This window comes from Pseudomonas sp. 2FE, from assembly GCF_005503735.1.
Classification (GTDB): Bacteria; Pseudomonadota; Gammaproteobacteria; order Pseudomonadales; family Pseudomonadaceae; genus Aquipseudomonas.
In genome coordinates this window covers 228,024-254,378 of sequence record NZ_SCMO01000004.1, presented here as the reverse complement: position 1 = coordinate 254,378, position 26,355 = coordinate 228,024, and the positions used below count along the sequence as shown (strand labels likewise).

Below are 26,355 nucleotides of genomic sequence, written 5' to 3'. Positions count from 1 at the left end.
GGTTTTACCAGAAAAACAGGCGGGACCAGCGGCTGGGGGGCCGCACGGTGCGACGAAATGGGGAAGGCGCGATCTTATAAGGAAATGTCGCGCCATGTCATTAGAGTTCAATAACTGCGCGGTCTACAGAGGTTAACTAAGGTGCCTCTTGCAACGGTTATCCTTGCGTTCAGTGCCCAGCGTCTGCAATTCAGGTCAATCCAGCATGAAATTGCGCCTGCCTGTATCGGCGAAGGGGAGCATTTGTACACTGTGGCCCAACGGGTTGGCAATGAAAGCCAGGCGCAGGCCGATCATCAAGGCCTGTTTGCAGTGGTGTGGCGGGTGGCGCAAGTGGCTGCATACCCTGGGCATAGGTTTTCGGCCCATCCGTCTGGGAGCTGGGGCTGCTCACGGATACTGCGCATACTCAAAGCCAGAGTCGACCTCTTGTCGGCGAGCCTAGAACAGGAAGTCTTATGAGCCAGCGCACCTTTGCCCATCATCTTGTTTGGAGTGCGGCCAGAATGGTCGGCAAGGAGCCGCAAGCTTTCCTGGCTATCCGCCGCCTGTGGGATGATTCCGACGCGGTCTACCATCGCATCTGCGCCGATCAGCACTTCGAGTACAAAATTGACGCCGAGACCGCGGCACTGGCGGAGCTGGCTAAAGTCATCGGCATCGACAAGAGCGATAACCCGATTTTCTGAGCCCGCCGGGCTAACACCGGGGCACAAAAAAGCCCCGCATGATGCGGGGCTTTTTTGATCAGAATAGGGAGTCTTAGACTACCTGAACTTCTTCGGCTTGCATGCCTTTCTGGCCTTTAGCAGCCACGAAAGAAACGGTCTGACCTTCTTTCAGGCTCTTGAAGCCGTCGCTCTGGATTGCTTTGAAATGTACGAACAGATCAGCGCCGCCATTGCTTGGGGTGATGAAGCCGAAGCCTTTTTCATCGTTGAACCATTTAACGGTGCCAGTTTCGCGATTAGCCATGGTGTTTCTCCTTGAACAGAGTGGATTGCGGCACAGGCAGTAACCTGTGCCAGTACTGAGTGCAAAGAGTTATCGGATTCGTGTAGATGGTTGGATCGAGATCTAAACACCAAGTTGCGATTCGCGGTACACATGCAGCACAGTGGCCTAAAGATACGCACTTTGCGCGATTAATGCGACTAGCTAGGACGTGGATATTTTTTTTAGAGGAAAAGATGGGCTGGAATGGGCTGCTCGTGGGGTGCACTGAGGTGATGGGAAAGCCACGCACCTCGGCGCTATTGACGCTGGACACAGGGTTAAATCGGTAGGCCTGATGCCTGCCGATTCATAAGACGAACGCTCCTAGCGCAGTCTCCCGTCAGCCTCCATAGTCTTGGTTCCCCTGAGCCGAACGGTCGGCTAGAACTAGATTCCCGAGGCTAGGCCATGAGCAAAACTCTCCACCACCGTGCGTGCCACCTGTGCGAAGCCATCTGCGGTCTGACCATCGAGACCACCACCCTGGAAGACGGGGCGCAGCAGATCCTCTCGATCAAGGGCGACGCCCAGGACAGTTTCAGCCGCGGCCACATCTGCCCCAAGGCCGTGGCCCTGCAGGATATCCAGAACGACCCCGACCGCCTGCGCCAACCGATGCGCCGGGTCGGTAGCGAATGGCAGGCCATCGACTGGGGCGAGGCGTTCGAACTGGTCGCCAGCCGCCTCACCGAGATCCAGGCGCGCCATGGGCAGAATGCGGTGGCCACCTACCATGGCAACCCCAGCGTGCATAACTACGGGGTGATGACCCACAGCAACTATTTCCTCGGCCTGCTGAAAACCCGCAGCCGTTTTTCCGCCACCTCGGTGGATCAGTTGCCCCATCATCTGGTCAGCCAGCAGATGTACGGCCATGGTTTCTTGCTGCCGATCTGCGATATCGACCACACCGACTTCATGTTGATTCTCGGCGGCAACCCCTTGGCGTCCAACGGCAGCATCATGACCGTGCCGGATGTTGAGAAGCGCCTGAAGGCGATCAAGGCGCGGGGCGGCAAGATAGTGGTAGTCGACCCGCGCCGCAGTGAGACCGCGGCCATCGCCGATCAGCATGTGTTTGTCCGCCCGGGTCAGGATGCGGCGCTGTTGTTCGGCCTGCTCAATACCCTGTTCGAGGAGAATCTGGGGCGCGCCAGCCATCTGCCGGTCGTCGGCTTGGACGAGGCCCGCCAGGCCATTGCCGGCTTTACCGCCGACGCCATGAGCGCGCGCTGCGGTGTGCCTGCTGAAACGATTCGCCAACTGGCCCGCGACTTCGCCGCCGCCGACAAGGCCGTGTGCTATGGCCGTATGGGCGTCTCCACCCAGGCCTTCGGCACCCTCTGTCATTGGCTGATACAACTGATCAATCTGGTCACCGGCAACCTCGACCGCGAGGGCGGGGCGCTGTGTACCGAGGCGGCCATCGACCTGACGACCTCCAGCTCCGGCACTCACTTCGACCGCTGGCGCAGCCGCGTCTCCGGGCTGCCGGAGTACGGCGGCGAACTGCCGGTGGCGGCGCTGGCCGAAGAGATGCTGACGCCGGGCGAGGGGCAGATCCGTGCGCTGGTCACGGTTGCCGGCAATCCGGTGCTGTCGACGCCCAACGGTCGCCAGTTGGAGCAGGCCCTGGACGGTCTGGAGTTCATGCTCAGCATCGACCCCTATATCAACGAAACCACCCGTTACGCCGACCTGATCCTGCCGCCCACCGGGCCGCTGGAGCATGATCACTATGACATGACGTTCAACAGCTTCGCCGTGCGCAACGTCACCCGCTTCAACCAGCCGGTGCTGGAAAAGCCGGCAGGCGCGCTGCACGACTGGGAAATCTTCGTCGGCCTGGCCAAGGCCTTCGCCGCCAAGATCGACGTGGAGCTGAAACCGACCATGGCGCCGGCGCAGATGATCGACATGGGCTTGCGTATGGGCCGCTATGGTGACAAGTCTGAGCACAAGTTGTCCCTGGCCAAGCTGCAAGAACACCCCCATGGCATCGATCTGGGTGCGCTCAAGCCCAATCTGGCCGGGCGCCTGAAGACCCCGGGGCAGCAGATCCAAGCCGCGCCAGCCTTGCTCTTGAGCGACCTGCCGCGCTTCGCCGCGGACCCCGTGCCCAAGGCCGGTGAGTTGGTGCTGATCGGTCGTCGCCATGTGCGCAGCAATAACTCCTGGATGCATAACTACCATCGCCTGGTGAAGGGCAAGCCGCGTCATCAGTTGCTGATGAACCCTGAAGACCTGGACAAGCGCGGCTTGGCCGACGGCCAGTTGGTGCGGGTGCGTTCGCGGGTGGGGGCTATCGAAGTGGAAGTCGCCGTCAGTGAGGAGATGATGCCCGGCGTGGTCAGCCTGCCCCACGGCTGGGGCCATAAGCGGCCGGGGGTGCAGATGGCGATCGCCAGCGCCCAGCCGGGCGCCAGCGCGAACGATCTGACCGACGAGCGTCAGCTCGATGCGTTGTCTGGCAATGCCGCGCTGAATGGTGTTCCCGTCGAGGTCGAAGCGGCTTAATCTTGCAGGATGGGAGGCCGAGCCAAGTGCTTGGCTTTCCGTTACAATGCCGCCACCGTGCCGACCCGTGAGTCGGAAAGTCCAGTGCTGAGGTACCCCATGGATATCATCGAAACCATCAAAGAGCAGATCGCTAACAACACCGTTCTGCTGTACATGAAAGGCTCGCCGAACGCCCCGCAGTGTGGCTTTTCGTCGAAAGCTGCGCAGGTCGTCATGGCCTGTGGCGAGAAGTTCGCCTACGTCGACATCCTGCAAAATCCGGAAATCCGCGCCAACCTGCCGAAGTACGCCAACTGGCCGACCTTCCCGCAGTTGTGGGTCGGCGGTGAGCTGGTCGGCGGTAGCGACATCATGGCGGAACTGTTCGAGAAGGGTGAATTGCAAACCCTGATCAAGGCGGCGACGCACAAGACCGATGCCTGATTCAGAGTGCTGCGCCGGCTGACTCGCTAGAGCTGACTCGGTAAAGAAAGTCCGCACAATAAAAAGCCCCGCCAAAGCGCGGGGCTTTTTATTGCCTGCGATTTACTCGTCCATCTGCGACTGCAGGTAGTTCGGCAGGCCGACCTTGTCGATCAGGCTCAACTGGGTTTCCAGCCAATCGATGTGGTCTTCCTCGGAGCAGAGGATCTCTTCCAGCAATTCACGGCTGGCGTAGTCACCGATGCTTTCGCAGTAGGCGATGGCGTCTTTGAGGTCGATGTGGGCTTTATGCTCGATCTTCAGATCACACTCGAGCATTTCCTTGGTGTTTTCGCCGATCAGGATTTTACCGAGGTCTTGCAGGTTAGGCAGACCTTCGAGGAAGAGGATGCGCTTGATCAGCTTGTCCGCATGCTTCATTTCGTCGATGGACTCGTGATACTCGTGCTCACCGAGCTTTTTCAGGCCCCAGTCTTCGTACATGCGCGCGTGCAAGAAGTACTGGTTGATCGCGACCAGTTCGTTCCCGAGGATCTTGTTGAGATGCTGGATGACTTTCTTGTCGCCTTTCATGTCGGATCCTGCCGTGCAAGGGAATAGATAATTTGAAATTTTGGGCCGACAGCTAGTGGCTGTCAAATCTAAGTTGTTGAAATTTAAGTAAAAATTAATCTGAATACGAAAGTTTAAGTTCTGCGTTTTGCTGCTAAGCGCTTGAATTACAGGCATAAAAAACCGGACACGAGGTCCGGTTGTTCAAAACGTTCGAATTAGGCGGCGACGAAACCGGCGGGGTAGGCCAGCGCGGCTTGGCTGCTTTGCACTTCGGTCAGGGTCTCGCGGACTACTTGTTTGGCCAGGGTGGCGCATTTGCCACATTGGCTGGCAACGTCCAGTGTCTTGCGAACATCACGGTAGCTGCAGCAACCTTCAAAGATTGCATCGCGAATTTGACCGTCGGTGACACCAAGGCAGAGACAGACGTACATGGGTGGCCCAAAACTCGAAGTGGCTTGATGCAAAAGATACTAATGTTAATGAGAATGCTTGTCAAAACCTATGTTTAAAGTCTCGTGCGAGAGGCCCTGCTGTCGGATAAACGGTCATCTTGAGCATGCGCCCCATAAGCTGGCGGAGGGTCAAAAAGCGATGGGCCTCGCTCAAAATCGAGGTGTATCATTAACAATTCTTGGAGCGGGTCGTGTCATTGCGCTGTCGTTTGTCGGTGCGAGGTTTAAATCGGCTCGCACCTCACTCATCACTCAAGGAGATATCGAATGAGCGTACTCGTAGGCAAACAAGCCCCTGATTTCAACGTAGCTGCGGTGCTGGGTAATGGCGAGATCGTTGACAGCTTCAGCTTGTCCTCGGCAATCAAAGGCAAATACGGTCTGGTTTTTTTCTACCCACTGGACTTCACCTTCGTTTGCCCGTCCGAACTGATCGCTCTGGATCACCGCATCCCTGAGTTCAAAGCGCGTAACGTGGAAGTGATCGGTGTCTCCATCGACTCCCACTTCACCCACAACGCCTGGCGTAACACCCCGGTGGACAAGGGCGGCATTGGCCAAGTCCAGTACACCCTGGCCGCCGATGTTAAGCACGAAATCGCCAAGGCCTACGACGTTGAGTCCGCAGACGGCGTGGCGTTCCGTGGTGCCTTCCTGATCGACCTGAACGGCGTCGTGCGTTCGCAGATCGTCAACGACCTGCCGCTGGGTCGTAACATGGACGAACTGCTGCGTCTGATCGATGCTCTGCAGTTCACCGAAGAGCACGGCGAAGTTTGCCCGGCTAACTGGAAGAAAGGCGACAAAGGCATGACCGCCACGCCTGAAGGCGTGGCCTCGTATCTGGCTGAGAACGCCAGCAAGCTGTAAGGCTGTTCGCGTCAAAGAAAAACCCGGCTTCGGCCGGGTTTTTTGTGGGCGTTTATTCGTTGAAGTCTTCCCAGCCGCCCATTTCTTTCCAGCGGTTGACGATGCCGCAGAACAGCTCCGCGGTTTTCTCGGTGTCGTAACGCGCGGAGTGCGCTTCACGGCCGTCGAAGTCGATGCCGGCGGTCTGGCAGGCCTTGGCCAGCACGGTCTGGCCGTAGGCGAGGCCGGCGAGGGTGGCGGTGTCGAAGCTGGAGAAGGGGTGGAAGGGGTTGCGCTTCATATCGTTGCGGTTGACCGCCGCGTTGAGGAAGCCCAGGTCGAAGCTGCTGTTATGCCCGACCAGAATGGCACGCTTGCAACCGTTGGCTTTCAGCGCCTTGCGGATGCCCCGGAAGATGTCGGTCAGGGCGGCTTCCTCACTCACGGCCATGCGTAGCGGGTGGTCGAGCTTGATGCCGGTGAACTCCAGTGCGGCGGCTTCGATATTGGCGCCCGCGAACGGCTCGACCCGGAAGAAATAGGTGTGCTCGGGGAAGAGGAAGCCTTTTTCGTCCATGCCAACGGTGACGGCGGCAATTTCCAGCAAGGCGTCGGTAGCGCAGTTGAAGCCGCCGGTCTCGACGTCGACGACTATCGGCAGATAGCCACGAAAGCGCTGGGCCATGGGGTGGCGTGAGTTGCCACCGCCGCCGTGACCTTCCTGTTCGTCGTCGTAGTTATCGTCGCTCACGTGTTTTGCTCCAGCAGGCGCCAGCGCAGTTTTTCACCGGCGCGCAGCGGGATTACGCTTTGCTCGCCGAACGGCAAGCTAGTCGGGGCGGTCCATTCTTCACGAACCAGGGTAATAGTCTCGGTGCTGCGCGCCAGACCATAGAAGTCCGGGCCGTGCTGGCTGGCGAAGGCTTCCAGCTTGCCCAGCGCGTTACGCTGCTCAAAGGCTTCGGCGTACAGCTCGATGGCGGCATAGGCGGTGTAGCAGCCGGCACAACCGCAGGCGGCTTCCTTGGCGTGCTGGGCATGTGGTGCCGAGTCGGTGCCGAGGAAAAACTTGCTGCTGCCGCTGCTCGCCGCATCCAACAGGGCTTCCTGGTGCACGTTGCGTTTCAGAATGGGCAGGCAATAGAAGTGTGGGCGAATACCGCCAACCAGCATGTGATTGCGGTTGTACAGCAGATGATGGGCGGTGATGGTGGCGCCGACGTTCGCCGAAGCCGCGGTGACGAACTGCACGGCCTCGCGGGTGGTGATGTGTTCAAACACCACTTTTAGCGTCGGGAAACGTTCGACCACCCGGCTCAGCTGCTCGTCGATAAATACCTTCTCGCGATCGAATACATCGATTTCGCCGCGGGTGACCTCGCCGTGTACCAGCAGCGGCAGACCGACTTCGGCCATGGCTTCCAGCACAGGGAAGATCTTGTCGACGCTGGTGACGCCAGCGTCCGAGTTAGTGGTGGCGCCGGCCGGATAGAGTTTGGCGGCGTGGACGAAGCCCGAGGCCTTGGCCGCACGCACGTCTTCGGCGCTGGTGAGGTCGGTGAGGTAAAGCACCATCAGCGGCTCGAAACGGCTGCCGGCCGGGCGTGCGGCCAGGATGCGCTGGCGGTAGGCGTCGGCCTCTTCGGTATTGCGTACCGGCGGCACCAGGTTCGGCATGATGATGGCGCGGCCAAAGGTGCGCGCGACGTCGGCGACGGTACGCGGCAGTACTGCGCCGTCACGGAGATGGATGTGCCAGTCGTCGGGGCGCAGCAGGGTCAGGCGGTCGGTCATTGGGGGGATTCCAGGCGGGCAAAACTGCTGGGAATGCTACCGGAAAAGCCGCTCTCAGGCACTCGCTATCAAGTTTCGCCTGACTCAAGCGATAGCACCGAGGCATGCCGTTATTTCCTGTGGAGCCCGTCGGGCGCCAGCGTTATCTCGCCTTGCCCGGTCTGTTCGCCAGCCTGCCAGCCGAGGCCATCAGCGTTCAGACGCGTCTGGAAAAGCTTGAATGGACGGTGGAGGGCGATCAATTCGAGTGCCGCCTGTCGCAAAGCATCACCGATTTCGGGGCCGGCGAGTTCGTTCGGCGTGCTGGCGAGCAAGCCAGGTTCCGCCTCTACCTCCTGATCCTGCTTTAGCGGTCGCAGCGACGACAGGTTCTGTCGCTTCGTCATCACAAGCCGTCGCGCCTCTGTAAATCAGCCGGCGCGAGCAGTAGAATCACGGGTTTTCCGTACAACCCCGTGGAGTGATGGCATGGCGGACGTAAAGAAGGTTGTCCTGGCGTATTCCGGCGGCCTCGACACTTCGGTGATTCTCAAGTGGCTGCAAGATACCTATCAATGTGAAGTGGTGACTTTCACCGCGGATCTCGGCCAAGGCGAAGAAGTTGAGCCGGCACGCGCCAAGGCGCAGGCCATGGGCGTCAAGGAAATCTACATCGACGACTTGCGCGAAGAGTTCGTGCGCGACTTCGTCTATCCGATGTTCCGCGCCAACACCGTTTACGAAGGCGAGTACCTGCTCGGTACCTCTATCGCCCGCCCGCTGATCGCCAAGCGTTTGATCGAGATCGCCAACGAAACCGGCGCCGATGCCATTTCCCATGGTGCGACCGGCAAGGGCAACGACCAGGTGCGTTTCGAGTTAGGTGCCTATGCCCTGAAGCCGGGCGTAAAAGTCATCGCCCCCTGGCGTGAGTGGGATCTGCTCTCACGCGAGAAACTGATGGATTACGCCGAGAAGCACGCGATCCCGATCGAGCGCCACGGCAAGAAAAAATCGCCGTACTCCATGGACGCCAACCTGCTGCACATCTCCTATGAAGGCGGCGTGCTGGAAGACACCTGGACCGAGCACGAAGAGGACATGTGGCGTTGGACCAAGTCGCCGGAAAATGCGCCGGACGTGCCGACCTACCTCGAACTGACTTACCGCAACGGCGACATCGTTGCCCTCGACGGTGTCGAAATGAGCCCGGCGACTGTGCTGGCGACGCTGAACAAGATCGGCGGCGAGAACGGTATCGGTCGCCTCGACATAGTCGAGAACCGTTACGTCGGCATGAAGTCGCGCGGCTGCTACGAGACGCCCGGCGGCACCATCATGCTGCGCGCCCACCGCGCCATCGAATCGATCACCCTGGACCGCGAAGTCGCGCACCTAAAAGACGAGTTGATGCCCAAGTACGCCAGCCTGATCTACACCGGCTACTGGTGGAGCCCTGAGCGTCTGATGCTGCAACAGATGATCGACGCCTCGCAGGCCCACGTTAATGGTGTGGTACGTCTGAAGCTCTACAAAGGCAACGTCATCGTCACCGGGCGCAAGTCCGATGAGTCGCTGTTCGACGCCAACATCGCCACCTTCGAGGACGATGCCGGCGCCTACAATCAGGCCGATGCGGCTGGCTTTATCAAGCTGAACGCCTTGCGCATGCGCATCGCTGCCAACAAAGGTCGCAAGCTGTTCTGATAAGCTGAACAGCCTGAGCCTGACCACACAACCCCGGCCAAGCGCCGGGGTTGTTCGTTTCTGCGACCGTCACCAGCGGCACCGAATAAGGAGAAACCTGATGAGACTGCTGCACACCATGCTGCGCGTCGGCGATCTGGATAAGTCCATCGCCTTCTACACCGAGGTGCTGGGCATGACCCTGCTGCGCCGCAAAGATTATCCGGAGGGTCAATTCACCCTGGCATTCGTCGGTTACGGCAACGAAGCCGAGAATAGCGTGATCGAGCTGACCCAGAACTGGGGCGTCGAGCAATACGAACTGGGTAGCGGCTATGGGCATATCGCGCTGGAAGTCGACGATGTCTACAAGGCCTGCGAAGACATCCGCGCGCGAGGCGGCAAGATCACCCGCGAGCCGGGGCCGATGAAGCACGGCAGCAGCCTCTTGGCCTTTATCGAAGATCCGGATGGTTACAAGATCGAGCTGTTGTCACCGCACCGCGGTGATTGAGCGGCTGTGTTCTGTCAAGCCGGCGCGGCCAAGGCCGTGCCTGGCGTGAATGAAAAAGCCCCGCATCGCGGGGCTTTTTCATGGGGCGATTACAGATCGAAGTCGTATTCGGCCAGTTGTTTGTGCAGGCGACGCTCTTCCAAGAGGTTGTCGATGATGCGCCGCTTGGTCAGATTGGTTTTGGCGACTTCAACCGGAGTCTCGGCCGCATCATCCGCCTCATCGGTGCCAACGTCTTCGTCGAGTTCCAGGTCTTCTTTGCTAGTGCTCATGACGTTTACTCCCGGCTACAAGGGCCATTTGCGCACCTTATAGCGGCAAATCTTAGGCGGGTAAAAAAGATTTTTTCAATTGCTACACGAGGTGAAGCAATAGCGGCTCAATCGTCAGAGGTCTTGTGCTGGTATTCGCACAGATCTTCGATACGGCAGCTGCCGCAGCGTGGCTTGCGGGCCTGGCACACATAGCGGCCATGCAGGATCAGCCAATGGTGCGCGTCGAGCAGGAATTCTTTGGGGACAAACTTCATCAGCTGTTTTTCCACCTCCTGCACATTCTTGCCGGGGGCGATGCCGGTGCGGTTGCTGACGCGGAAAATATGCGTGTCCACCGCCATGGTCAGTTGGCGGAAGGCGGTGTTGAGCACCACATTGGCGGTCTTGCGCCCGACGCCGGGTAGGGCTTCCAGCTCTTCGCGGGTTTGCGGCACCTGGCTGTCATGCCGTTCGATCAGCAGGCGGCAGGTTTCGATGACATTCTTCGCCTTGCTGTTGAACAGGCCGATGGTCTTGATGTACTCGCTCAAGCCTTCGACGCCGAGGGCATAGATGGCTTCAGGGGTATTGGCTACCGGGTAGAGTTTGGCGGTGGCTTTGTTGACGCCGACATCGGTCGCTTGCGCGGACAGAATCACCGCGATCAGCAGCTCGAACGGTGACGAGTAGGCCAGCTCGGTCTTGGGTTCTGGGTTGTCTTCATGCAAGCGGCGGAAAATTTCTTTGCGTTTGGCAGCGTTCATCAGTGGTCGGTTTTCACGGTGAAGAGGTGGCGTCCGGCTGCCAGCAACAGGCCGAGCAGGATAAAGGCGCCGGGCGCGTGGGTGAACAGCTGGAGGCCGCTGAACTGGGCCAGGCCGAGTTGCCAATGGGTGGCGTTCTGGCCGAACAGCCAGTCCATATGGGCGAACAGCGTGCCGCTGCCGAGGGCTTCGCGCAAGGTACCTAGCAGCAGGGCGCTCAGGGCGAACACCAGGCCCAGTGCCAGGCCAGTCCTGGGGTGCTGCGGTTCGCCCTGGGCGAGTTGCAGGCAAGGCAGGATCAGCAGCGCCAGAAACGGCCCCAGCGCGCGATGCAGTTCGAAGGCGAAGGCCTGCATCAGCAGTTCGGCGCAGCTGAGTAGGGTGCAGGCGATCAGCAGCGCGGCCAGCCAATAGGCGGTTCCATTAATGCGCTTATGCACGAGCGCTAGCAACAGGCCAAAGCCGGCCAGCACCGGCAGGCCGGCTAGCGCGAGCCCCAGTGCCTTGACCAGCAGATCGCTGGCACCCAGCAGCGGGGCGAGGCCGAGCAGGCTAAGCGGGGTGCCGGGTAGGCGCCTCATGGCGCTTTCTCCGTAGGGGCTTGCAGCAAGCTCTGCCGGTGCGCGTCGAAGAAGCTCAAGGCCTGCTGCACGGCCTTCACCACGCCGCGTGAGGTGACGGTGGCGCCGGCGATCTGATCGAACTGGCCGCCGTCGGCACGCACCCGCCAGTCCGGCTCGGGCGAGGTGCGTAGCGACTTGCCGACGAATCCACGCAGCCAGGGGCGCTTGTCGGCCGCGGTCAGATCGCCGAGGCCGGGCGTCTCGCGCTGTTCGAGCACCTTCACGCCGAGCAGTCGGGCATCCGGGCCTATGGCCAGCAGCAGACGGATCGGTCCTTCGTAGCCGTTCGCCGTGGCTGGTAGCAACAGCGCGCTGGGTGCGCCTTGCCAGGTAGCGAGATAGGCGAACTCGGGCGCTGGCTGGCCGAGCAGGTCGCTGGCCGGCAGGGCGATGCGCCGGGCCAATGGATGGTTGTCGTAGCTGCCGGCCGGCAACAGGTCGAGCAGGGCGCGTTCGGCGGCGGCTTGACGTTCGCGCTCGATACGCTCGGCGAGCAGCTGTTGGATGCCGACCAGCAGAACCAGACCAAGGATGGCGAGCAGGGCCAGCGTCACGGCTTGCCGGCTAGTCATGCTGTGGCTCCCGCACTGCGCGCGGCCAGCCGTTCCAGCGCCGGCACCGCCAGGTTCATCAGCAGCACGGCGAAGGCCAGGCCGTCCGGGTAACCGCCCCAGGTACGGATGACATAGACCAGTACCCCGACGCCGACGCCGAACAACAAGCGGCCCCGCTCGCTGGCGGCGCCGGATACCGGCTCGGTGACGATAAAGAAGGCGCCGAGCATGGTTGCGCCGGAAAATAGGTGCAGCAGCGGCGAGCCGTTGGAGTCCGAGCCCGAGCCGTTCCAGCACAGCAGGCTGACCACGAACAGTGCAGCGAGCATGCCCAGCGGCGCCTGCCAGCGGATTACCCGCTGCTGCACTAGAAACAGGCCGCCGAGCAGGAAGGCCAGGTTGACCCATTCCGTCCCGCGTCCGCCGAAATGACCGAACGCCGGGTGAGCGGCGAACAGCTCGTCGATGGTCAGGCGGTCGTTGTGCTTGAGACTGTCCAGTGCCGTCGCCTGGCTCCAGCCATCCACCAGCCCGGAACCGAGGTCGAACACCTGTTGCAGCGCCGCCAGCAGGCCATGGCCGCTACCGGGCGCCGGCCACTGGCTCATCTGCACCGGGAAGGCCACCAGGACGAAGGCATAGCCGAGCATCGCCGGGTTGAACGGGTTCTGCCCGAAGCCACCGAACAGCGCCTTGCCGAACAGGATGGCGAAGGCGCTGGCGGCCAGGGTCAGCCACCAGGGCGCGTAGGGCGGCAGCGCCAGGGCCAGCAGGGTGGCGCTGACCAGCGCGCTGCCTTCGGCGAAGGCGCCGATGCCGAACAGGGCGTGCGCGTTGTCGAGTGGTTGGTGGCGCAACTGGCGCACCAGAGCTTCGCAGGCGAGGGCGGCGGCCAGGGCCAACAGCAGTTGCAGCAGGCTGCCCCAACCGTATTGCCAGAGCAGCGCCAGCGCGCCGGGCAGGCAGGCCAGCAGCACCAGCTGCATGCTGGGGCGCGGGTCGAAGCGGGGGAGGCCGCTCACTCTGTCGCCTCGCCATAGGTTGGCGATGCCCAGCATTCGGCGCCCAAGGCTAGCCAGCCGCGGCCCCAAGCCGGGTTATACCGGGGCGTATTCATGCAACTGCCGCTCGGCCTCGGCCAGCCGGGCCCTGGCCTTGGTCAGGGCATCCGCATCGGCCTCGCTGCGGCGTTCCAGTTTGCTCACCTCGGCGCGGGCGTAGGCCAGTTCGGTCTTGAGTGCGCGCAGGCGGGTATCGACCGGTTGCTTGTCGATTCGCACCAGCTCCGGCGGCGGCTTGCCGCTGGCTTCCTCAGCCGCGTGCAGCGCCTGCTCGGCGTCACTCAGGGCGGCGCGCAGACGCATCAGTTCGGTTTCCTCGACACCGTTGCGTTCGGCGCTTTTCAGCTCGGTGCGGCGGACGGCGAGGGCGATTTTGGCCTTTTTCAGCGCGGCCTCATCGGCGCTGGCGGGCGCTGCCGGTGAGGCCGCTTGCAGGGCCGCCTGCGCCGCGACGGCGGCTGCGCGCAGCTCGGCGACCTGGGCCTCGAGCGCCGGCGTACCATGGGTCGCCAGCTGCTTTTCGGCCTTGCTTAGCGCGACCTGGGCCATGGCGGCCTCGATCTTCAAGCGTTTCTGCTGGTCGGTCAGGGTGCCGGCTGCGGCCTTCTGCGCCTTGACCCGCTCGATCGCCGCTTGCACCGGGTCGCTCGCTCCTGCGCTCTGCTGCGTCTGGGGCTGCGCGGCGCGCTCGACGCGGGCCTGACGTTCAGCCTGTTTGCGCGCCTCTTCCCGTTCCAGTCGGGCCTGATGGGTTTCGAAGCGCAGGCGGAACTGGTCGGCGCGCTGGCGTTGGGCCTGAGCCTCAGGTTCGGGCAGCGGCAGGATATCGATGCAGTCCACCGGGCAGGGTGCGACGCAGAGTTCGCAGCCGGTGCATTCGTCGACTAGCACGGTGTGCATCTGCTTGGCCGCGCCGACTATGGCATCCACCGGGCAGGCCTGGATGCACTTGGTGCAGCCGATGCATTCGGCCTCGCGGATAAAGGCAATCTGCGGCGCAATCGGCGCAATCTCTGGCGGCAGCACTGGCACATCCAGCAGTTCGGCCAGCGCCTGGATGGTCGCGACGCCGCCGGGCGGGCACTTGTTGATCGCCTCACCCTCGGCAATCGCCCGGGCGTAGGGTTTGCAGCCGGGGTGGCCGCACTTGCCGCACTGGGTCTGCGGCAGCAGCGCGTCTATGGCTTCGATGCGGATCAGGCTGCTCATGGCGCACCTAGTCCATTGAGACCGAACCCATTGAAACCGAGCCCGTTGAAGCCAAGAAAGGCCAGGCCCATCAGACCGGCGGCGATCAAGGCGATGGGCGCCCCCTTGAATGGCTCGGGTATATCGGCTTGTTCGATGCGCTCCAGCAGGTCGGTGAACAGCGCCAGTGCCAGCCAGAAGCCCAGGCCGCCGCCGAGACCAAGGGCCAGCGCCAGGGCAAAGCTTGCTGCCGGCTGGCTGGCCAGCAGCATCGCGGCCAGGGCTGCGCCGTTACCGAGCAGCAGTGGCCAGAGCCCGTCCTGGGGCAGTTGCGGGCGCAGGCGCGCCAAGACCCTTAGGCTCAGCCAGGCGAGCGGCGCCAGCAGTGGCATGAGTACGAAGAGTCGCAGATAGCTGAGCTCGAGTGGCTCCAGCAGCAGGCTTTGCAGCAACCACGCCAGCGGCGTAGCGAGCAGGATCAGCAGGGCGCTGGCCGGGCCCAGCAGCCGCACGCGCCGGGTACGCAACGCATCGGCACCGGCGGGCAGGATGAGGAGGAGGTTGTTGACCAGTACTGCGCCGATCAGGGCGAGGAAGAGTTCGGTCATGACCGTACGCAGAGCCCGTTGAGTGAGATGGGTGAATTATCGGCGAAGGGTCGAGAAAGTGGTAATCGGCCGATGCTGGCTGTAGGAACGGCTTGCCGCATTTCCCACATCCATGTGGGTCACAAGCTCGCTCCTACGAAAAGCCAACTTACTTGACCCGCTGTCCCGGCTTGGCGCCGTTGTCCGGGCTGAGCAGGTAGATTTCCTCGCCACCAGGGCCGGCGGCCATGACCATGCCTTCGCTCATGCCGAAACGCATCTTACGCGGCTTGAGGTTGGCGACCATCACGGTCAGGCGGCCTTCCAGTTGGGCCGGGTCCTTGTAGGCGCTCTTGATGCCGGCGAACACGTTGCGTTGTTCGTCGCCGATATCCAGGGTCAGGCGCAGCAGCTTGTCGGCACCGTCCACGTGTTCGGCCTTGACGATCAGCGCCACGCGCAGGTCGACGGCGGCGAAGGTGTCGAACTCGATTTCCGCTGCCAGCGGGTCTTTCGCCAGTTCGCCGTTGCCCTGCTGTTGTGAGGCGTCGGCTTCGGTTGCGGCCAGGTCTTCTTTCGAGGCGTCGGTCATGGCGGCGACGGCCGCGGCGTCGATGCGGGTCATCAGCGGCTGGAAGGCGTTCAACTGGTGGTTGGCCAGCAGGGTCTTGTGGTCGGCCCAGGTCAGCGGCGCGACATTGAGGAACGCCTCGGCATTGCTGGCCAGGTTCGGCAGCACCGGCTTGAGGAAGATCACCAACTGACGGAACAGGTTGATGCCCAAGGCGCAGACGGCCTGCACTTCGTCCTGCTGGCCTTCCTGTTTGGCCAGGGACCACGGCGCCTTGTCGGCGATCCAGGCGTTGGCGCGGTCGGCCAGGCCCATGATCTCGCGCATGGCGCGGGCAAAGTCGCGGGCCTCATAGGCCTCGCCGATGCTCGGGGCGGCGGCGAGGAAGGCCTCGGTCAGCGCAGGCTCCGCGTTGACATCGACCAGCACTCCGGCGTTGCCCTTATGGATAAAACCGGCGCAACGGCTGGCAATGTTGACGACCTTGCCGACCAGGTCGGAGTTGACCTTCTGCACGAAGTCTTCGAGGTTCAGGTCCAGGTCGTCGACGCCGCGGCTGAGCTTGGCCGCGTAGTAGTAGCGCAGGTATTCCGGCGACAGGTGGTCCAGGTAGGTACGGGCCTTGATAAAGGTGCCGCGGGACTTGGACATTTTCTGCCCGTTCACGGTCAGGTAACCGTGCACGTTGATCCCGGTCGGCTTGCGGTAGCCCGCGCCTTCGAGCATCGCCGGCCAGAACAGGGCGTGGAAGTTGACGATGTCCTTGCCGATGAAGTGGTACAGCTCGGCGGTCGAATCCTTGCTCCAGTACGCGTCGAAATCCAGTTCCGGGCGCCGTGCGCAGAGGTTCTTGAAGCTGGCCATATAGCCGATCGGCGCGTCCAGCCAGACGTAGAAGTACTTGCCCGGCTCGCCGGGGATCTCGAAGCCGAAGTAGGGCGCATCGCGGGAGATGTCCCACTCCTGCAGGCCGGAATCCAGCCATTCGGCGATCTTGTTCGCCACGGCGTCCTGCAGGGTGCCGCTGCGGGTCCAGCTTTTCAGCATGGCGTCGAAGTCGGGCAGCTTGAAGAAGAAGTGCTGCGACTCCTTGAGCACCGGGGTGGCGCCGGAGATCGCCGATTTCGGGTCTTTCAGGTCGGTCGGGGCGTAAGTGGCGCCGCATTTCTCGCAGTTGTCGCCGTACTGGTCCTCTGCCGCGCATTTCGGGCAGGTGCCCTTGATGAAGCGGTCGGCCAGGAACATCTGCTTTTCCGGGTCGAAATACTGGGTGATCGCCCGGGTGGCGATATGCCCGGCATCGCGCAAGCGGGTGTAGATCAGGCTCGACAGCTCGCGGTTTTCGTCCGAGTGGGTCGAGTGGAAGTTGTCGAAGTTCACCAGGAAGCTGGCAAAGTCGGCGCTGTGCTCGGCCTTGACGTTATCGATCAGCTGTTCCGGGCTGATCCCTTCCTTCTCGGCGCGGAGCATGATCGCCGAACCGTGGGCGTCGTCCGCGCAGACGTACACGCATTGGTTGCCGCGGTGCTTCTGGAAGCGCACCCAGATATCGGTCTGGATGTACTCGAGCATATGGCCAAGGTGAATGGAACCGTTGGCGTAGGGCAGGGCGCTGGTGACGAGAATCTTGCGGGGCTCGGACATGGGGCTCGGCTACTGATCTGAGTGAAACGGAGGTCGGCCACTATAAAGGCCCGGCGGGTTTTTTTCATCCGTAGAGGTTCGCTGACCTTGCGCCTATTCAGCTTATGGGCGATAGCGGCGGTGCAGCTGCTTTTCGTTTTGCGCTTCACAGCCGGTGGGGGCTTATGCGCGAACGGGGTGCCTGGAGTAGGATAGCGCCCATCTGTTTTATGCCCGTCAGGATTTCCTTATGTCCACGATTACCCGTCAAGCAGTGGAAGCCGCGCTGCGCCAGTACACCGACCCGCATTTGAACCAGGACCCGGTCAGCGCCGGCTGTGTGCGCGATATCGCCATTAACGGCGAGCAGGTCAGCGTGCGGTTGGAGTTGGGTTATGCCGCCGGTCTGTTTAAAAGCGGTTGGGCGCAGATGCTTTCCATGGCCCTGGAAAACCTCGATGGGGTAGCCAAGGCCACGGTGCAAATCGACTCTGTCATCGCCGCGCACAAGGCCCAGGCCCAAGTGCCGGCCTTGGCCAACGTGAAAAACGTGATAGCCGTGGCTTCCGGCAAAGGCGGGGTGGGCAAGTCCACCACCGCGGCCAATCTGGCGCTGGCGCTGGCTCGCGAAGGCGCCAAGGTCGGCATCCTCGATGCGGATATCTACGGCCCGAGTCAGGGCATCATGTTCGGCATCCCGGAAGGCACCCGCCCGCAGGTCAAGGATCAGAAGTGGTTCGTGCCGATCAAGGCCCATGGCGTCGAAGTCATGTCGATGGCCTTCCTCACCGATGACAACACGCCCATGGTCTGGCGCGGGCCGATGGTGTCCGGTGCCTTGATCCAACTGGTGACCCAGACCGCCTGGGGCGATCTGGACTATCTCGTCGTCGACATGCCGCCTGGCACCGGTGATATCCAGCTGACCCTGGCGCAAAAAGTGCCGGTGGCCGGCGCGGTGATAGTCACCACCCCGCAGGACCTGGCCCTGCTGGATGCACGCAAGGGTGTGGAAATGTTCCGCAAGGTCAACATCCCGGTGCTCGGGGTGGTCGAGAACATGGCCGTGCACATCTGCTCCAACTGCGGGCATGCCGAGCACCTGTTCGGTGAGGGCGGTGGCGAGAAGCTGGCGGCGCAGTACGGCGTGGATTTGCTGGCCTCCTTGCCGCTGTCGATGGCCATCCGTATGCAGTCCGATGGTGGCAAGCCGACCACCATCGCCGATCCGGAGAGCCAGATCGCCATGCTGTATCAGGAAGCCGCGCGCTGCGTCGGCGCGCGCATTGCCCAGAGCGAGCAGAGTGCAACGGTGATGCCGACTATCAGCATCAGCGACGATTGAGACGCCCACCGGGGAAAGGTGCACGCCAGGGCGGGTGAGGGGCGCGGTGGATTGCAAGCGGAGCTACCGCGCTTTTTCCTCACCTCTTGCTCTCTCCCCGAGGGAGCAAGAGCCCAGACCTTTGCCCGCTGCCTTGCCTCCCGGTAAGATGCGCTCACTTTTTCACCAATTGCTATTCAGGACACCCCGCCATGAGCATCAAATCGGATAAATGGATTCGCCGCATGGCCCAAGAGCACGGGATGATCGAACCCTTCGTCGAGCGCCAGGTGCGCGGTGAAGGCGCCGAGCGGCTGATCTCCTATGGGGTGTCCAGCTACGGTTACGACGTACGTTGCGCCGACGAATTCAAGGTGTTCACCAACATCAACTCGGCCACAGTCGACCCGAAGAACTTCGATGAGAAGAGCTTCGTCGACGTCAAGAGCGACGTCTGCATCATCCCGCCAAACTCCTTCGCGCTGGCGCGCACCGTGGAGTTTTTCCGGATTCCGCGCGACGTGCTGACCATCTGCCTGGGCAAAAGCACCTACGCCCGTTGCGGCATCATCGTTAACGTGACGCCGCTGGAACCGGAGTGGGAAGGCCACGTCACCCTGGAGTTCTCCAACACCACCACGCTGCCGGCGAAGATCTACGCTAACGAAGGTGTGGCGCAGATGTTGTTCTTCGAATCCGATGAAGTCTGTGAGGTGTCCTATAAGGATCGCGGCGGCAAGTACCAGGGCCAACTGGGCGTTACCCTGCCGAAGGCCTGAGGTTCGAAGCGCATAAAAAAGCCGGGCATTTGCCCGGCTTTTTCATGGCTGTTGCAAAGGCCAGGGGCCTTGTTTGCCGTTGGCCGTGAGAGGCCGGCGGTGTTGGAGCCGTTCCAGGCAGCAAACGCCAGGCAAAAAAATAGGCGCCTAACTTGGCGCCCGGAGAAGCAAACGATGCATAGGTTCTGAGTGGCCTATGCCGGGAAAGTTCAAGGTTGATGCAATTTAGCCAGTATCGAGCGTTCCGGGCGCAGTGCGTGGCCTCGGGGCATGCTCAAGCGGCTTTGGCGCGGGCAAAAGAAAGGGCGCCCGAAGGTGCCCTTAAAAAGATCTATGGAGTAAGTCCACTTACTCAGAGCGAACCGCTGAGAGATTAGTTCAGCACTGGTCGACGAACGGTCATCATTTGCCCGGCGTCAGCAGCAGGCGCTTGCTGCCGTAGGTCTTGTCCAGGTTCTCTGATTGGAACGGGAAGCTCATGTAGTGACCCTTCAACCAGGCGTCGATGCCATCGGCGTAGTGCGGGCTGGCCGGGTTGCCGGACTGGCCGCTGCTGTTCAGCCCGATCATCGGCTCGGCGCGGCCGAAGTCGACGACGATGCGCATGGCCGGGATCAGCCAGGTGTCGAAGTCTTCACCCCAGTGGTAGGCCGCGACGTTCAAGGTGCTGTGATCGCCGCCGGCCGGGTAGGGGCCGCGGTCGAGGTAGCCCTTGATCGCATTGATGCCGGCCCTGTCGCTACTGCTCAGGTATTTCGCCATCTGGGTGGTTTCTGTGACCCAGGTGTAGCTGTGCAGTTTGCCCCACTGCCAGGCGTTGCGGTCCGCCCCGAGTTTGGCTTCGCAGAAGCTCACGGCGGCGACCAGGCTGCGGGCGAGGATGGCCGGTTTGTCTTCCTTTTGCGCGGTTTTCAGGTCATCCCAGAATGGGCTGTCCTCGCGGCCGAGCAGATGGTCGGACTGTGCCGAGTAGGAGAGGTCGGCGGTCTCGACTAGCGCTTGCCAAGCTGGGCTGGTTTCCGGGCCCAGTTCGTCGAGGAAGGTCTGCCGCGCGCTTTCCTGCAGGAAGGCCTCATACAGCGCCGCATCCGCAGAGTTGGCGGTCAGCGTGCCGTCGAAGGCCATCAGCCGGCTGTAGGCTTCGCGGGCTTTCGCGCGCTCGGCAGCGGGCAGGGCGTCTATGGCTTCTTGCAGCGGCTGGGCCATGCCGGGCGCTTCGAATAGGCTTTGCAGCTTGCCGACGAATAGCGATTTTTGGTCGTACTGCATGGCGATCATGCTTTGGCTGTCGTGTTTGCCGCCGCCGGCCAGTTGCGCAATCCGCTCGGCACGTTCCGGGTAATACCAGGAGTTGGATAGCTGTATGCCATAGCCGCGCGGCACTGTGCGGTGGTTGGCGGTGCCGAGCCAGCCTTGCGGCGGGTCCTGGTCGTAGGGGTGGAGCATCGGGTCGGCGTAGCCATCCCAGTCATATTGGCCATCCCAGCCGGGCGAGGGCAGCAAGCCGACTCCGGCGCGGCGATTGGGATAGCGCCCGGTGACTTGCCAGCCGATGTGCTGGGCATCGGCGAACACCAGGTTCAAGGGGATGGCACGGATTTCCCGAGTGGCCTCGAAGGCCTGCTCGACCGACTGCGCGCGGGACAGATTGAAGAAGGCATCGAGGGTTCGATCGCCCTCCAATTGCGCGCTTTGCAGCGCCAGGCCGTAGCCGCTGGCCAGCTGCAGGGGTTGCAGCAGGTGCTTGCGTTCACCGAGCACACTGTTCAACAGAGGGCCATGGCGGGTTTCGAAGATGGTTTCGCGGATTGGGCGCTGGCCTTTGATAAAGAAGGTTTCCTGACGTTCGCGCGCCGGCTGCCAGTTGCCGTCGGCCTGGTAATAGAGCCGGCTGCCCTGGCGTTTGATCTTCTCCAGGAACAGGTCCTGGTTGTCGCCCATGACCATGGTCATGCCCCAGGCCAGCTTGCCGTTGAAGCCGGCGACCACGGCAGGGACGCCGGCGATGGAGACGCCGGCGGCCTGGAATTTCGGTGCGCGGATCTGTACGAAGTTCCAGGCCGAGGGCATGGCAATCGGCAGATGCGTGTCGTTGGCCAGCAGGCTTTTGCCGCTGCGGCTACGTTGCGGGGCGATGGCCCAGTTATTCGACGCCGCGACACCGAGCATGTCGAGTTTGGCGATCTGGCTGGCGGCGGCGTTGACCGCACTCAGGCCCTGGATCTGCCCGCTGAGGGCCAGCCCCTTGAGTTTTTCCGCTTCCTCGAACGGCAGCGGTTCGTCCGGGTAACTCGGCGTCAGCCAGGCCAGTTGGTCGGTGCCGACTTTCTGCGCCAGCACCAGGGAGGCGATTTCTTCCTGCAGGTTCACCGCCAAGCCGAAGTTCATCAGGCAGAACACCAGCACCGAGTCTTCCGGCTTCCAATAGGCCGGCTTGTAGCCAGACTCGGCCAGATCCATCGGCAGCTTGTCCTGGTAGCGGAACAGGTAGGCGTTGATCCCGCGGGCATAGACCTCGAAGAACTTCTTCATCCGCGGCGAGGCATTCTTGTAGAGCACCTCGGCGCTTTGCTTGAGGTTCACCGTACGCATAAAGCGGTCGATCTCCAGAGCGCCGGGGCCGACCATCTCGGCCAGGCGTCCTTCGGCCATCAGGCGCATGCCGACCATCTGGCTCAGGCGGTCGCCGGCATGCACATAGCCGAGGGCGAACAGCGCGTCATGGAAGGTGGTGGTTTCGATCAGCGGCATGCCGAGGGCGTTGCGGCGGATCGATACGCTCTGCGCCAGGCCTTTCACCGGCTGGATGCCGGAGGTGGACGGCAGGCTGTCGGCATAGTGGCTGTCCAGCCAACTCTGGCAGCCGCTCAGGCTGAGCATGGCGGTGAGCGCGGTGGCAGCGAAACGGGGAAGGAAGCGCTGAAAGGCTGGCGAGGCCATGGCGTGAAGCTCCTGCGGGGGATGGCATTGGGCAGGCGCTACGTTAGTGAGGCGTCTGCCGCCGCGCAAGCGGCGACGAGCGTGCGGTGCGGCTTTATTGCCGGTTTACTGCTTGGCCGCGGCTGGATCGGCGCGAAACCGCGTTTACTCGCGTAGGGAGTCTTCTCTGCGGCGTATAAACCACCAGGCCCGCATTCGGCGGGCCTGGTGGAAGAACTGGCGGCGGATCAGGCGCCGTGACACTTCTTGAATTTTTTCGCACTGCCGCAGGGGCAGGGATCATTCCGGCCCACGTCTTTCAGCGCATTGCGTACCGGCTCTTGGTGGCCGTGGTTGCAGTCGGGGCCATGCACGTGGCCGTGATGATGATCGTGGTCATGTTCGTGCTGGCAATCGGGACCGTGGGTGTGGGGTTCTTGGCTCATGAGGCGTTACTCCGGAATAAGATCGCCGGGAATTATCTCGCCATTTCGCTTCAGGTGCACGCTGCGCCCGAACAGCAGGCCGGTTTTCACTTCGCCTTGTAAGCGATAGCGGATCGGCTGGTCGGGTTGCTCCAGTAGCTTGACGATGGTTTTCAGGTGGCGCCAGAGGTTGGTACGCACCGGTACCTCGAAGACCTGGTGGCCATTGGCGGGTACGGTGAACCAGACGTCGGACTCGCCTTCGGCCAGCTTCAGTTCGTTCAAGTACAGGCTGTAGTCCAGACCGCGGACAGGCAGGCTCACGGAGTTAGGGTTGTCGATGCGAAAGCGCAGGACAAACTGTTGCTCCAGCAGCTTAGCTTTGATGACATCAACTTTGATGAGGCGGACATCCGGGTCCTTAAAGTCACCTGTCAGCCAGGTGGAACATCCTGCGAGGCCTGAAAACAGGCCAAAAAACATCAATAGGCTGATAATTTTTATCATTTTCGCCTGGTACAGCATTCCAATGCTCCGTTCGACGACCCAGTGTGTAATAAGCCACTGCTTGGCTGCAACTTGTTGTTTATGGGAAAAAACCTACGCCATACTGAAGGCTAACTCGGACAGGAGTGTGACCATGAGTCGCTACGAGATCGCTTTTTCCGGGCAGTTGCTGCCAGGTGCCCAGTTGGAACTGGTCAAAGCCAATCTGGCCAAGCTGTTCCAGGCGGATGCCCAGCGCATCGCCTTGCTGTTTTCCGGGCGCCGACTGGTGATCAAGAACAACCTGGATGCCGCCGCTGCCGAGAAATATCGGGCGACTCTGGAACGTGCCGGTGCGTTGGTGGATGTGCAATCCATGGACGTCGAGATCGAAGAAATCGAGTTGGCCGCGCCGCCGTCTTACCAGGCTGCGCCAGCTGTCGCCGCCGCGACGCCCAGCGCCGGCGAGCCTCGTCGACTGGTTGTGGCGCCGCGCGATGAATACATGGCGGCTTTCGTCGATGTCGAGGCGCCGGATTTTGGCATCGCCCCGCTGGGTGTCGATCTGCAGGATGACAAGCCTGAGCCGGTGGCGCCGAGGGTCGATTTGTCGCAGTTCAGTCTGGCTCCGGCGGGGAGTGACATGGGCCAGGCCAAAGCTGGCCCCGCGAGCCCACCGCCGGACACCTCGCATCTGAAACTGCAGGAATAAAACAGCGAGGCCCGGATCTGCGGGCCTCGCTGATTCTGCTCAGTCAAAGCCCGCGCGCAGTGCGGGCGTCAGCCGCTTACACGAACCCGGCACAACACTTCTTGAACTTCAACCCGCTTGCGCAGGGGCAGGGATCATTGCGCCCGGCCTTGAATGCTACGGTGGAGTCGATGAAGTACCAGCGGTCGCTGTTCTGCACGAAGCCCGAATGTTCCCGGTGAGTGTGTTCGCCGCTGCTGTCGTGCCAGCGGGCGGTGAAGGTGACGAAGGCATGTTCGGGCTTGCCGCCGTGCACTTCGGCGCTTTCCACCTCGAGGCCGAGCCAGGTGCTTTGCGCGCTCCAGGCCCGCATGGCGGCCGTATCCAGCTCGGCCTGCTGTGCGGGTAGGGTGGTCGCCACCAGGTAGTCGATCAGGCCCAGCACGTAGGCGCTGTAGCGCGAGCGCATAAGGGTCTCGGCGCTTGGCGCAGGTATGCCGGTGTGGTAACGCCCGCAGCATTCGTCCAAGTGGTTGCCACTGCCGCAGGGGCAGGCCGGAGTCATGGGCTTACCACCAGTACTTGCCGAAGTTTTGCGGGTTAGCCCAGAACTTGGCGTTCAGCCAGTCGGGTACCTGTTTGTATTCGCGCAGATCGTAGGTGAACAAGGTCAAGGTCTGTTCTTCACGTTGGAAACGTTCACTGGCTTGCAGGGCGAGGGCGAAGAAATCGGTGTCTTGCCAGCCACAGGCGTTGAGATCGACCAGTACGGCCAGGCGGCTAGCATTGAGGTTGCGAATGCCACCGAGCAATTCCAGGCCGGTGCGTTTGGGTAGGTGCTCCAGGCAGTCGGCGATCAGTGCCAGGTCGAAGCGCTGGGCGGCCAGGTCTGCAGGGAGCGGGCCGGCAGCCGCGTGGGCAAGTTGGCTCTCCGGGTGCGCGTCTTGAAAGGCCTCCAGTGCGGGCAGGCCGCTGGCACCGACTAGCAACAAGCGATTGGGTGCATAGCGATCAAGCAGGGCGGCCAGCGCTTGTTGCGGGGTGCGAGAAGAAAAACTGTCAGTCATCGAAAATCCTCGATCAAGTCTGAGGAGACTAGCGCGGTGTGGCGATACGGCCTAGTGCTGGCGGATTTTAAAGGTACCGTCTTTACTTCCAGAGTGTCGGTTTGGGCCGATCCTATGAGGAGACTTTGCATATGAGCATCACAAGGACTGCATTACCCCTGATTTTGTTGACCGGCGCTTTGACCGGTTGTGCCGGCGTGCAAAAGACCGACTGGCCGACCTGTGCGGCGGTCGGGGGCGTGGGCGGCGCCGCATTGGGCGCCATCGAGAGCAGTACCTGGGCAGGTTGGGGCGCAGTGGTTGGTGCAGGCACGGCTGCGGCCTATTGCTGGGTACATGGTGAGGGCGAGGAAGTGGCTGTCGTCATGGAGGAAGTTCCCCCAGCCCCTGAGCCTGAGCCTGCCGTACCGGTGCGCGTCGAGTTGGACGTGAAGTTCGACTTCGACAAGTCGAAAGTCAAAGAAGAAAGCTATGGCGACATCAAGAGCCTGGCTGACTTCATGAGCCAGTACCCAGCCACTTCCACCACTGTTGAAGGTCACACCGACTCCGTCGGTACTGACGCTTACAACCAGAAGCTGTCGGAGCGTCGTGCCAATGCCGTGCGTGAAGTACTGGTTAATCAGTACGGTGTAGGCGGCGAGCGTGTTAACGCGGTCGGTTACGGCGAATCCAGACCGGTTGCGGATAACGCTACCTCTGAAGGTCGGGCCATTAACCGTCGCGTAGAAGCGGAGGTCGAAGCCCAGCCGTAACCAGAGGTCCGCGCCGCTTGGGGTATGGCTTGTGCAACCTGGGCGGCGGGTCTTTACTCCTGAGTTACCGGTATTCGCCGGTGACTCAGGAGATTCCCACCATGAGGACGCTACTCTCACGGGCTGCGGTACCCCTTCTTCTGGTCAGCAGTGTTCTTTCTGGTTGCGCCTCGACTTCCAGTACGGGAGATGCGGTGCTTAACCAAGGGAACTGGCCCATTTGTAGTGTGATTGGCGGCTTGACCGGTGGCGGCCTGGGCGCAATTGAAAGTTCAGCGTGGGCAGCCGGTGGTGCTGCGATCGGTGCGCTGACTGGCGGCTTGGTCTGTTACGCACAAGACGGTGACGCCGACGCCGATGGCGTCTTTGACCGCCGTGATACCTGTCCGGATACCCCGCCCAACACTCCGGTAAATCCCAATGGTTGCCCCCTCCCGCAGTATCCGGTTGCAGCAGCGCAAGAGCCGATTCCCGTTGCGCAGGACGAGGTGATAGTCCTGAGTGATCTGGGCAATGTGCTGTTTGCCTTCGATTCAGCTGAGTTGACCGCGCAAGCTAAGGACTTGCTGGCGGATGTCAGTAATCGTTTGACCAGTGCCAACCTGATTGGTGTCAAGGTTGCTGGGCATACCGATAGTGTTGGCTCGACGGCTTACAACCAGGGCCTTTCCGAGCACCGGGCGCAAAGTGTGGCGGACTTCCTGGTCAGTCAGGGGGTGCCGGCCAATAAGCTCACGACTGTCGGCTACGGGGAAGGCCAGGCGGTGGCAGACAATGCAACCGAGGCAGGGCGTGCGCAAAACCGGCGGGTCGAGCTGCACGTCGATCGCTAGTGCTGGAGAGTGTGAACAAAACGGGGGCCTGTGGGTCCCCGTAGTTTTTTCCGCGGACGCTGGTCTCAGTTACCCCGAAG

General features: G+C 61.8%; 28 protein-coding genes and 2 pseudogenes. 12 read left to right on the top strand and 18 right to left on the bottom strand.

The features are described 5' to 3' along the window. The first annotated feature begins 458 nt into the window (after nucleotides 1-458). On the top strand, nucleotides 459-689 hold the full coding sequence (locus FFS12_RS10355) for a hypothetical protein (protein WP_137886746.1): 231 nt from the start codon (nucleotides 459-461) through the stop codon (nucleotides 687-689). 73 nt (nucleotides 690-762) lie between these two features. Here FFS12_RS10355 and FFS12_RS10350 read toward each other — a convergent pair whose 3' ends face one another. Next, on the bottom strand, nucleotides 763-975 hold the full coding sequence (locus FFS12_RS10350) for a cold-shock protein (RefSeq protein ID WP_108097521.1): 213 nt from the start codon (nucleotides 973-975) through the stop codon (nucleotides 763-765). A gap of 429 nt (nucleotides 976-1,404) precedes the next feature. On the opposite strand from FFS12_RS10350, the gene FFS12_RS10345 reads away from it, so the two are divergent. Continuing rightward, nucleotides 1,405-3,513 carry a molybdopterin oxidoreductase family protein gene (locus tag FFS12_RS10345; RefSeq protein WP_137886745.1) on the top strand — a complete coding sequence of 703 codons (2,109 nt, stop codon included), beginning with the start codon at nucleotides 1,405-1,407 and terminating at the stop codon, nucleotides 3,511-3,513. A 99-nt stretch (nucleotides 3,514-3,612) separates the two neighbouring features. Beyond that, the gene (gene grxD / locus FFS12_RS10340) at nucleotides 3,613-3,939 is read left to right on the top strand and encodes a Grx4 family monothiol glutaredoxin (protein ID WP_137886744.1); all 327 of its coding nucleotides are present in this window, start codon (nucleotides 3,613-3,615) and stop codon (nucleotides 3,937-3,939) included. A gap of 102 nt (nucleotides 3,940-4,041) precedes the next feature. Here the strand turns inward: grxD and bfr are convergent, their stop codons facing one another. Further along, nucleotides 4,042-4,512, bottom strand: coding sequence for a bacterioferritin (gene bfr, locus FFS12_RS10335; RefSeq protein ID WP_137886743.1), 471 nt, complete (start codon nucleotides 4,510-4,512; stop codon nucleotides 4,042-4,044). 197 nt (nucleotides 4,513-4,709) lie between these two features. Beyond that, nucleotides 4,710-4,928, bottom strand: a complete 219-nt coding sequence (locus tag FFS12_RS10330) for a bacterioferritin-associated ferredoxin (RefSeq protein ID WP_119954679.1) — start codon at nucleotides 4,926-4,928, stop codon at nucleotides 4,710-4,712. A 288-nt stretch (nucleotides 4,929-5,216) separates the two neighbouring features. Between FFS12_RS10330 and FFS12_RS10325 the strand changes: the two genes are divergently transcribed. Continuing rightward, nucleotides 5,217-5,819, top strand: a complete 603-nt coding sequence (locus FFS12_RS10325) for a peroxiredoxin (RefSeq protein ID WP_137886742.1) — start codon at nucleotides 5,217-5,219, stop codon at nucleotides 5,817-5,819. 52 nt (nucleotides 5,820-5,871) lie between these two features. Here the strand turns inward: FFS12_RS10325 and rnt are convergent, their stop codons facing one another. Next, a complete protein-coding gene (rnt, locus tag FFS12_RS10320) occupies nucleotides 5,872-6,549 on the bottom strand; it encodes a ribonuclease T (protein WP_137886741.1) in 678 nt (225 codons plus the stop codon). Then, nucleotides 6,546-7,592, bottom strand: a complete 1,047-nt coding sequence (gene pyrC, locus FFS12_RS10315; protein WP_137886740.1) for a dihydroorotase — start codon at nucleotides 7,590-7,592, stop codon at nucleotides 6,546-6,548. The genes rnt and pyrC overlap by 4 nt, the downstream gene beginning before the upstream one ends. Nucleotides 7,593-7,696: 104 nt before the next feature. Here pyrC and FFS12_RS10310 point away from each other — a divergent pair. The 3 genes and pseudogenes from FFS12_RS10310 to gloA form a co-directional block, all read left to right on the top strand. Then, a pseudogene (locus tag FFS12_RS10310) lies at nucleotides 7,697-7,921 on the top strand (OmpA family protein); the annotation flags it as partial. Nucleotides 7,922-8,060: 139 nt separating this feature from the next. Continuing rightward, nucleotides 8,061-9,278 (top strand): argininosuccinate synthase, encoded by a 1,218-nt coding sequence (locus tag FFS12_RS10305; RefSeq protein ID WP_137886739.1) that lies wholly within the window; start codon nucleotides 8,061-8,063, stop codon nucleotides 9,276-9,278. 100 nt (nucleotides 9,279-9,378) lie between these two features. Continuing rightward, nucleotides 9,379-9,771 (top strand): lactoylglutathione lyase, encoded by a 393-nt coding sequence (gloA, locus tag FFS12_RS10300; protein ID WP_137886738.1) that lies wholly within the window; start codon nucleotides 9,379-9,381, stop codon nucleotides 9,769-9,771. 89 nt (nucleotides 9,772-9,860) lie between these two features. On the opposite strand, the gene FFS12_RS10295 is transcribed toward gloA, so the two are convergent. The 8 genes from FFS12_RS10295 to metG form a co-directional block, all read right to left on the bottom strand. Beyond that, on the bottom strand, nucleotides 9,861-10,043 hold the full coding sequence (locus FFS12_RS10295) for a PA3496 family putative envelope integrity protein (RefSeq protein ID WP_119954672.1): 183 nt from the start codon (nucleotides 10,041-10,043) through the stop codon (nucleotides 9,861-9,863). 107 nt (nucleotides 10,044-10,150) lie between these two features. Further along, nucleotides 10,151-10,789 (bottom strand): endonuclease III, encoded by a 639-nt coding sequence (nth, locus tag FFS12_RS10290; RefSeq protein ID WP_137886737.1) that lies wholly within the window; start codon nucleotides 10,787-10,789, stop codon nucleotides 10,151-10,153. After that, nucleotides 10,789-11,370, bottom strand: a complete 582-nt coding sequence (locus tag FFS12_RS10285; RefSeq protein ID WP_137886736.1) for an Rnf-Nqr domain containing protein — start codon at nucleotides 11,368-11,370, stop codon at nucleotides 10,789-10,791. The genes nth and FFS12_RS10285 overlap by 1 nt, the downstream gene beginning before the upstream one ends. After that, complete coding sequence (locus tag FFS12_RS10280) at nucleotides 11,367-11,984, bottom strand: RnfABCDGE type electron transport complex subunit G (protein WP_137886735.1); 618 nt, start codon at nucleotides 11,982-11,984, stop codon at nucleotides 11,367-11,369. Before FFS12_RS10280 ends, FFS12_RS10285 begins: the two co-directional genes overlap by 4 nt. Continuing rightward, nucleotides 11,981-12,952 carry an RnfABCDGE type electron transport complex subunit D gene (locus FFS12_RS10275; protein WP_137886787.1) on the bottom strand — a complete coding sequence of 324 codons (972 nt, stop codon included), beginning with the start codon at nucleotides 12,950-12,952 and terminating at the stop codon, nucleotides 11,981-11,983. The genes FFS12_RS10280 and FFS12_RS10275 overlap by 4 nt, the downstream gene beginning before the upstream one ends. A gap of 111 nt (nucleotides 12,953-13,063) precedes the next feature. After that, nucleotides 13,064-14,236, bottom strand: coding sequence for an electron transport complex subunit RsxB (gene rsxB, locus FFS12_RS10270; protein WP_372239458.1), 1,173 nt, complete (start codon nucleotides 14,234-14,236; stop codon nucleotides 13,064-13,066). After that, nucleotides 14,233-14,823: an Rnf-Nqr domain containing protein gene (locus tag FFS12_RS10265; RefSeq protein WP_137886734.1), complete on the bottom strand. Its 591-nt coding sequence runs from the start codon at nucleotides 14,821-14,823 to the stop codon at nucleotides 14,233-14,235. The genes rsxB and FFS12_RS10265 overlap by 4 nt, the downstream gene beginning before the upstream one ends. 148 nt (nucleotides 14,824-14,971) lie before the next feature. Beyond that, on the bottom strand, nucleotides 14,972-17,017 hold the full coding sequence (gene metG, locus FFS12_RS10260; RefSeq protein WP_137886733.1) for a methionine--tRNA ligase: 2,046 nt from the start codon (nucleotides 17,015-17,017) through the stop codon (nucleotides 14,972-14,974). 229 nt (nucleotides 17,018-17,246) lie between these two features. On the opposite strand from metG, the gene apbC reads away from it, so the two are divergent. Both apbC and dcd read left to right on the top strand, forming a co-directional pair. Then, entirely contained in the window at nucleotides 17,247-18,341 is a 1,095-nt protein-coding gene (gene apbC, locus FFS12_RS10255; protein ID WP_137818813.1) for an iron-sulfur cluster carrier protein ApbC, read from the top strand. Nucleotides 18,342-18,532: 191 nt separating this feature from the next. Next, nucleotides 18,533-19,099: a dCTP deaminase gene (dcd, locus tag FFS12_RS10250; RefSeq protein ID WP_137886732.1), complete on the top strand. Its 567-nt coding sequence runs from the start codon at nucleotides 18,533-18,535 to the stop codon at nucleotides 19,097-19,099. 402 nt (nucleotides 19,100-19,501) lie between these two features. Here the strand turns inward: dcd and FFS12_RS10245 are convergent, their stop codons facing one another. The 3 genes from FFS12_RS10245 to FFS12_RS10235 form a co-directional block, all read right to left on the bottom strand. Beyond that, nucleotides 19,502-22,039: a penicillin acylase family protein gene (locus tag FFS12_RS10245; protein WP_137886731.1), complete on the bottom strand. Its 2,538-nt coding sequence runs from the start codon at nucleotides 22,037-22,039 to the stop codon at nucleotides 19,502-19,504. Nucleotides 22,040-22,266: 227 nt separating this feature from the next. After that, nucleotides 22,267-22,464 carry an SEC-C metal-binding domain-containing protein gene (locus tag FFS12_RS10240; RefSeq protein WP_137886730.1) on the bottom strand — a complete coding sequence of 66 codons (198 nt, stop codon included), beginning with the start codon at nucleotides 22,462-22,464 and terminating at the stop codon, nucleotides 22,267-22,269. Nucleotides 22,465-22,470: 6 nt separating this feature from the next. Next, the gene (locus tag FFS12_RS10235) at nucleotides 22,471-22,968 is read right to left on the bottom strand and encodes an LEA type 2 family protein (protein ID WP_137886729.1); all 498 of its coding nucleotides are present in this window, start codon (nucleotides 22,966-22,968) and stop codon (nucleotides 22,471-22,473) included. Nucleotides 22,969-23,083: 115 nt separating this feature from the next. On the opposite strand from FFS12_RS10235, the gene FFS12_RS10230 reads away from it, so the two are divergent. Next, the gene (locus tag FFS12_RS10230) at nucleotides 23,084-23,641 is read left to right on the top strand and encodes a hypothetical protein (RefSeq protein WP_137886728.1); all 558 of its coding nucleotides are present in this window, start codon (nucleotides 23,084-23,086) and stop codon (nucleotides 23,639-23,641) included. Nucleotides 23,642-23,717: 76 nt separating this feature from the next. Here FFS12_RS10230 and FFS12_RS10225 read toward each other — a convergent pair whose 3' ends face one another. Next, nucleotides 23,718-24,185 carry a YchJ family protein gene (locus FFS12_RS10225; RefSeq protein ID WP_137886727.1) on the bottom strand — a complete coding sequence of 156 codons (468 nt, stop codon included), beginning with the start codon at nucleotides 24,183-24,185 and terminating at the stop codon, nucleotides 23,718-23,720. A 4-nt stretch (nucleotides 24,186-24,189) separates the two neighbouring features. Further along, nucleotides 24,190-24,687, bottom strand: a complete 498-nt coding sequence (locus FFS12_RS10220) for a DUF6231 family protein (protein WP_137886726.1) — start codon at nucleotides 24,685-24,687, stop codon at nucleotides 24,190-24,192. A gap of 392 nt (nucleotides 24,688-25,079) precedes the next feature. Between FFS12_RS10220 and FFS12_RS20175 the strand changes: the two are divergent. Together FFS12_RS20175 and FFS12_RS10210 are read left to right on the top strand one after the other, a co-directional pair. Then, nucleotides 25,080-25,442 (top strand): annotated as a pseudogene (locus FFS12_RS20175) (OmpA family protein); the annotation flags it as partial. Between the two features lie 101 nt (nucleotides 25,443-25,543). Continuing rightward, a complete protein-coding gene (locus FFS12_RS10210) occupies nucleotides 25,544-26,275 on the top strand; it encodes an OmpA family protein (protein ID WP_137886724.1) in 732 nt (243 codons plus the stop codon). Nucleotides 26,276-26,355: the final 80 nt, after the last annotated feature.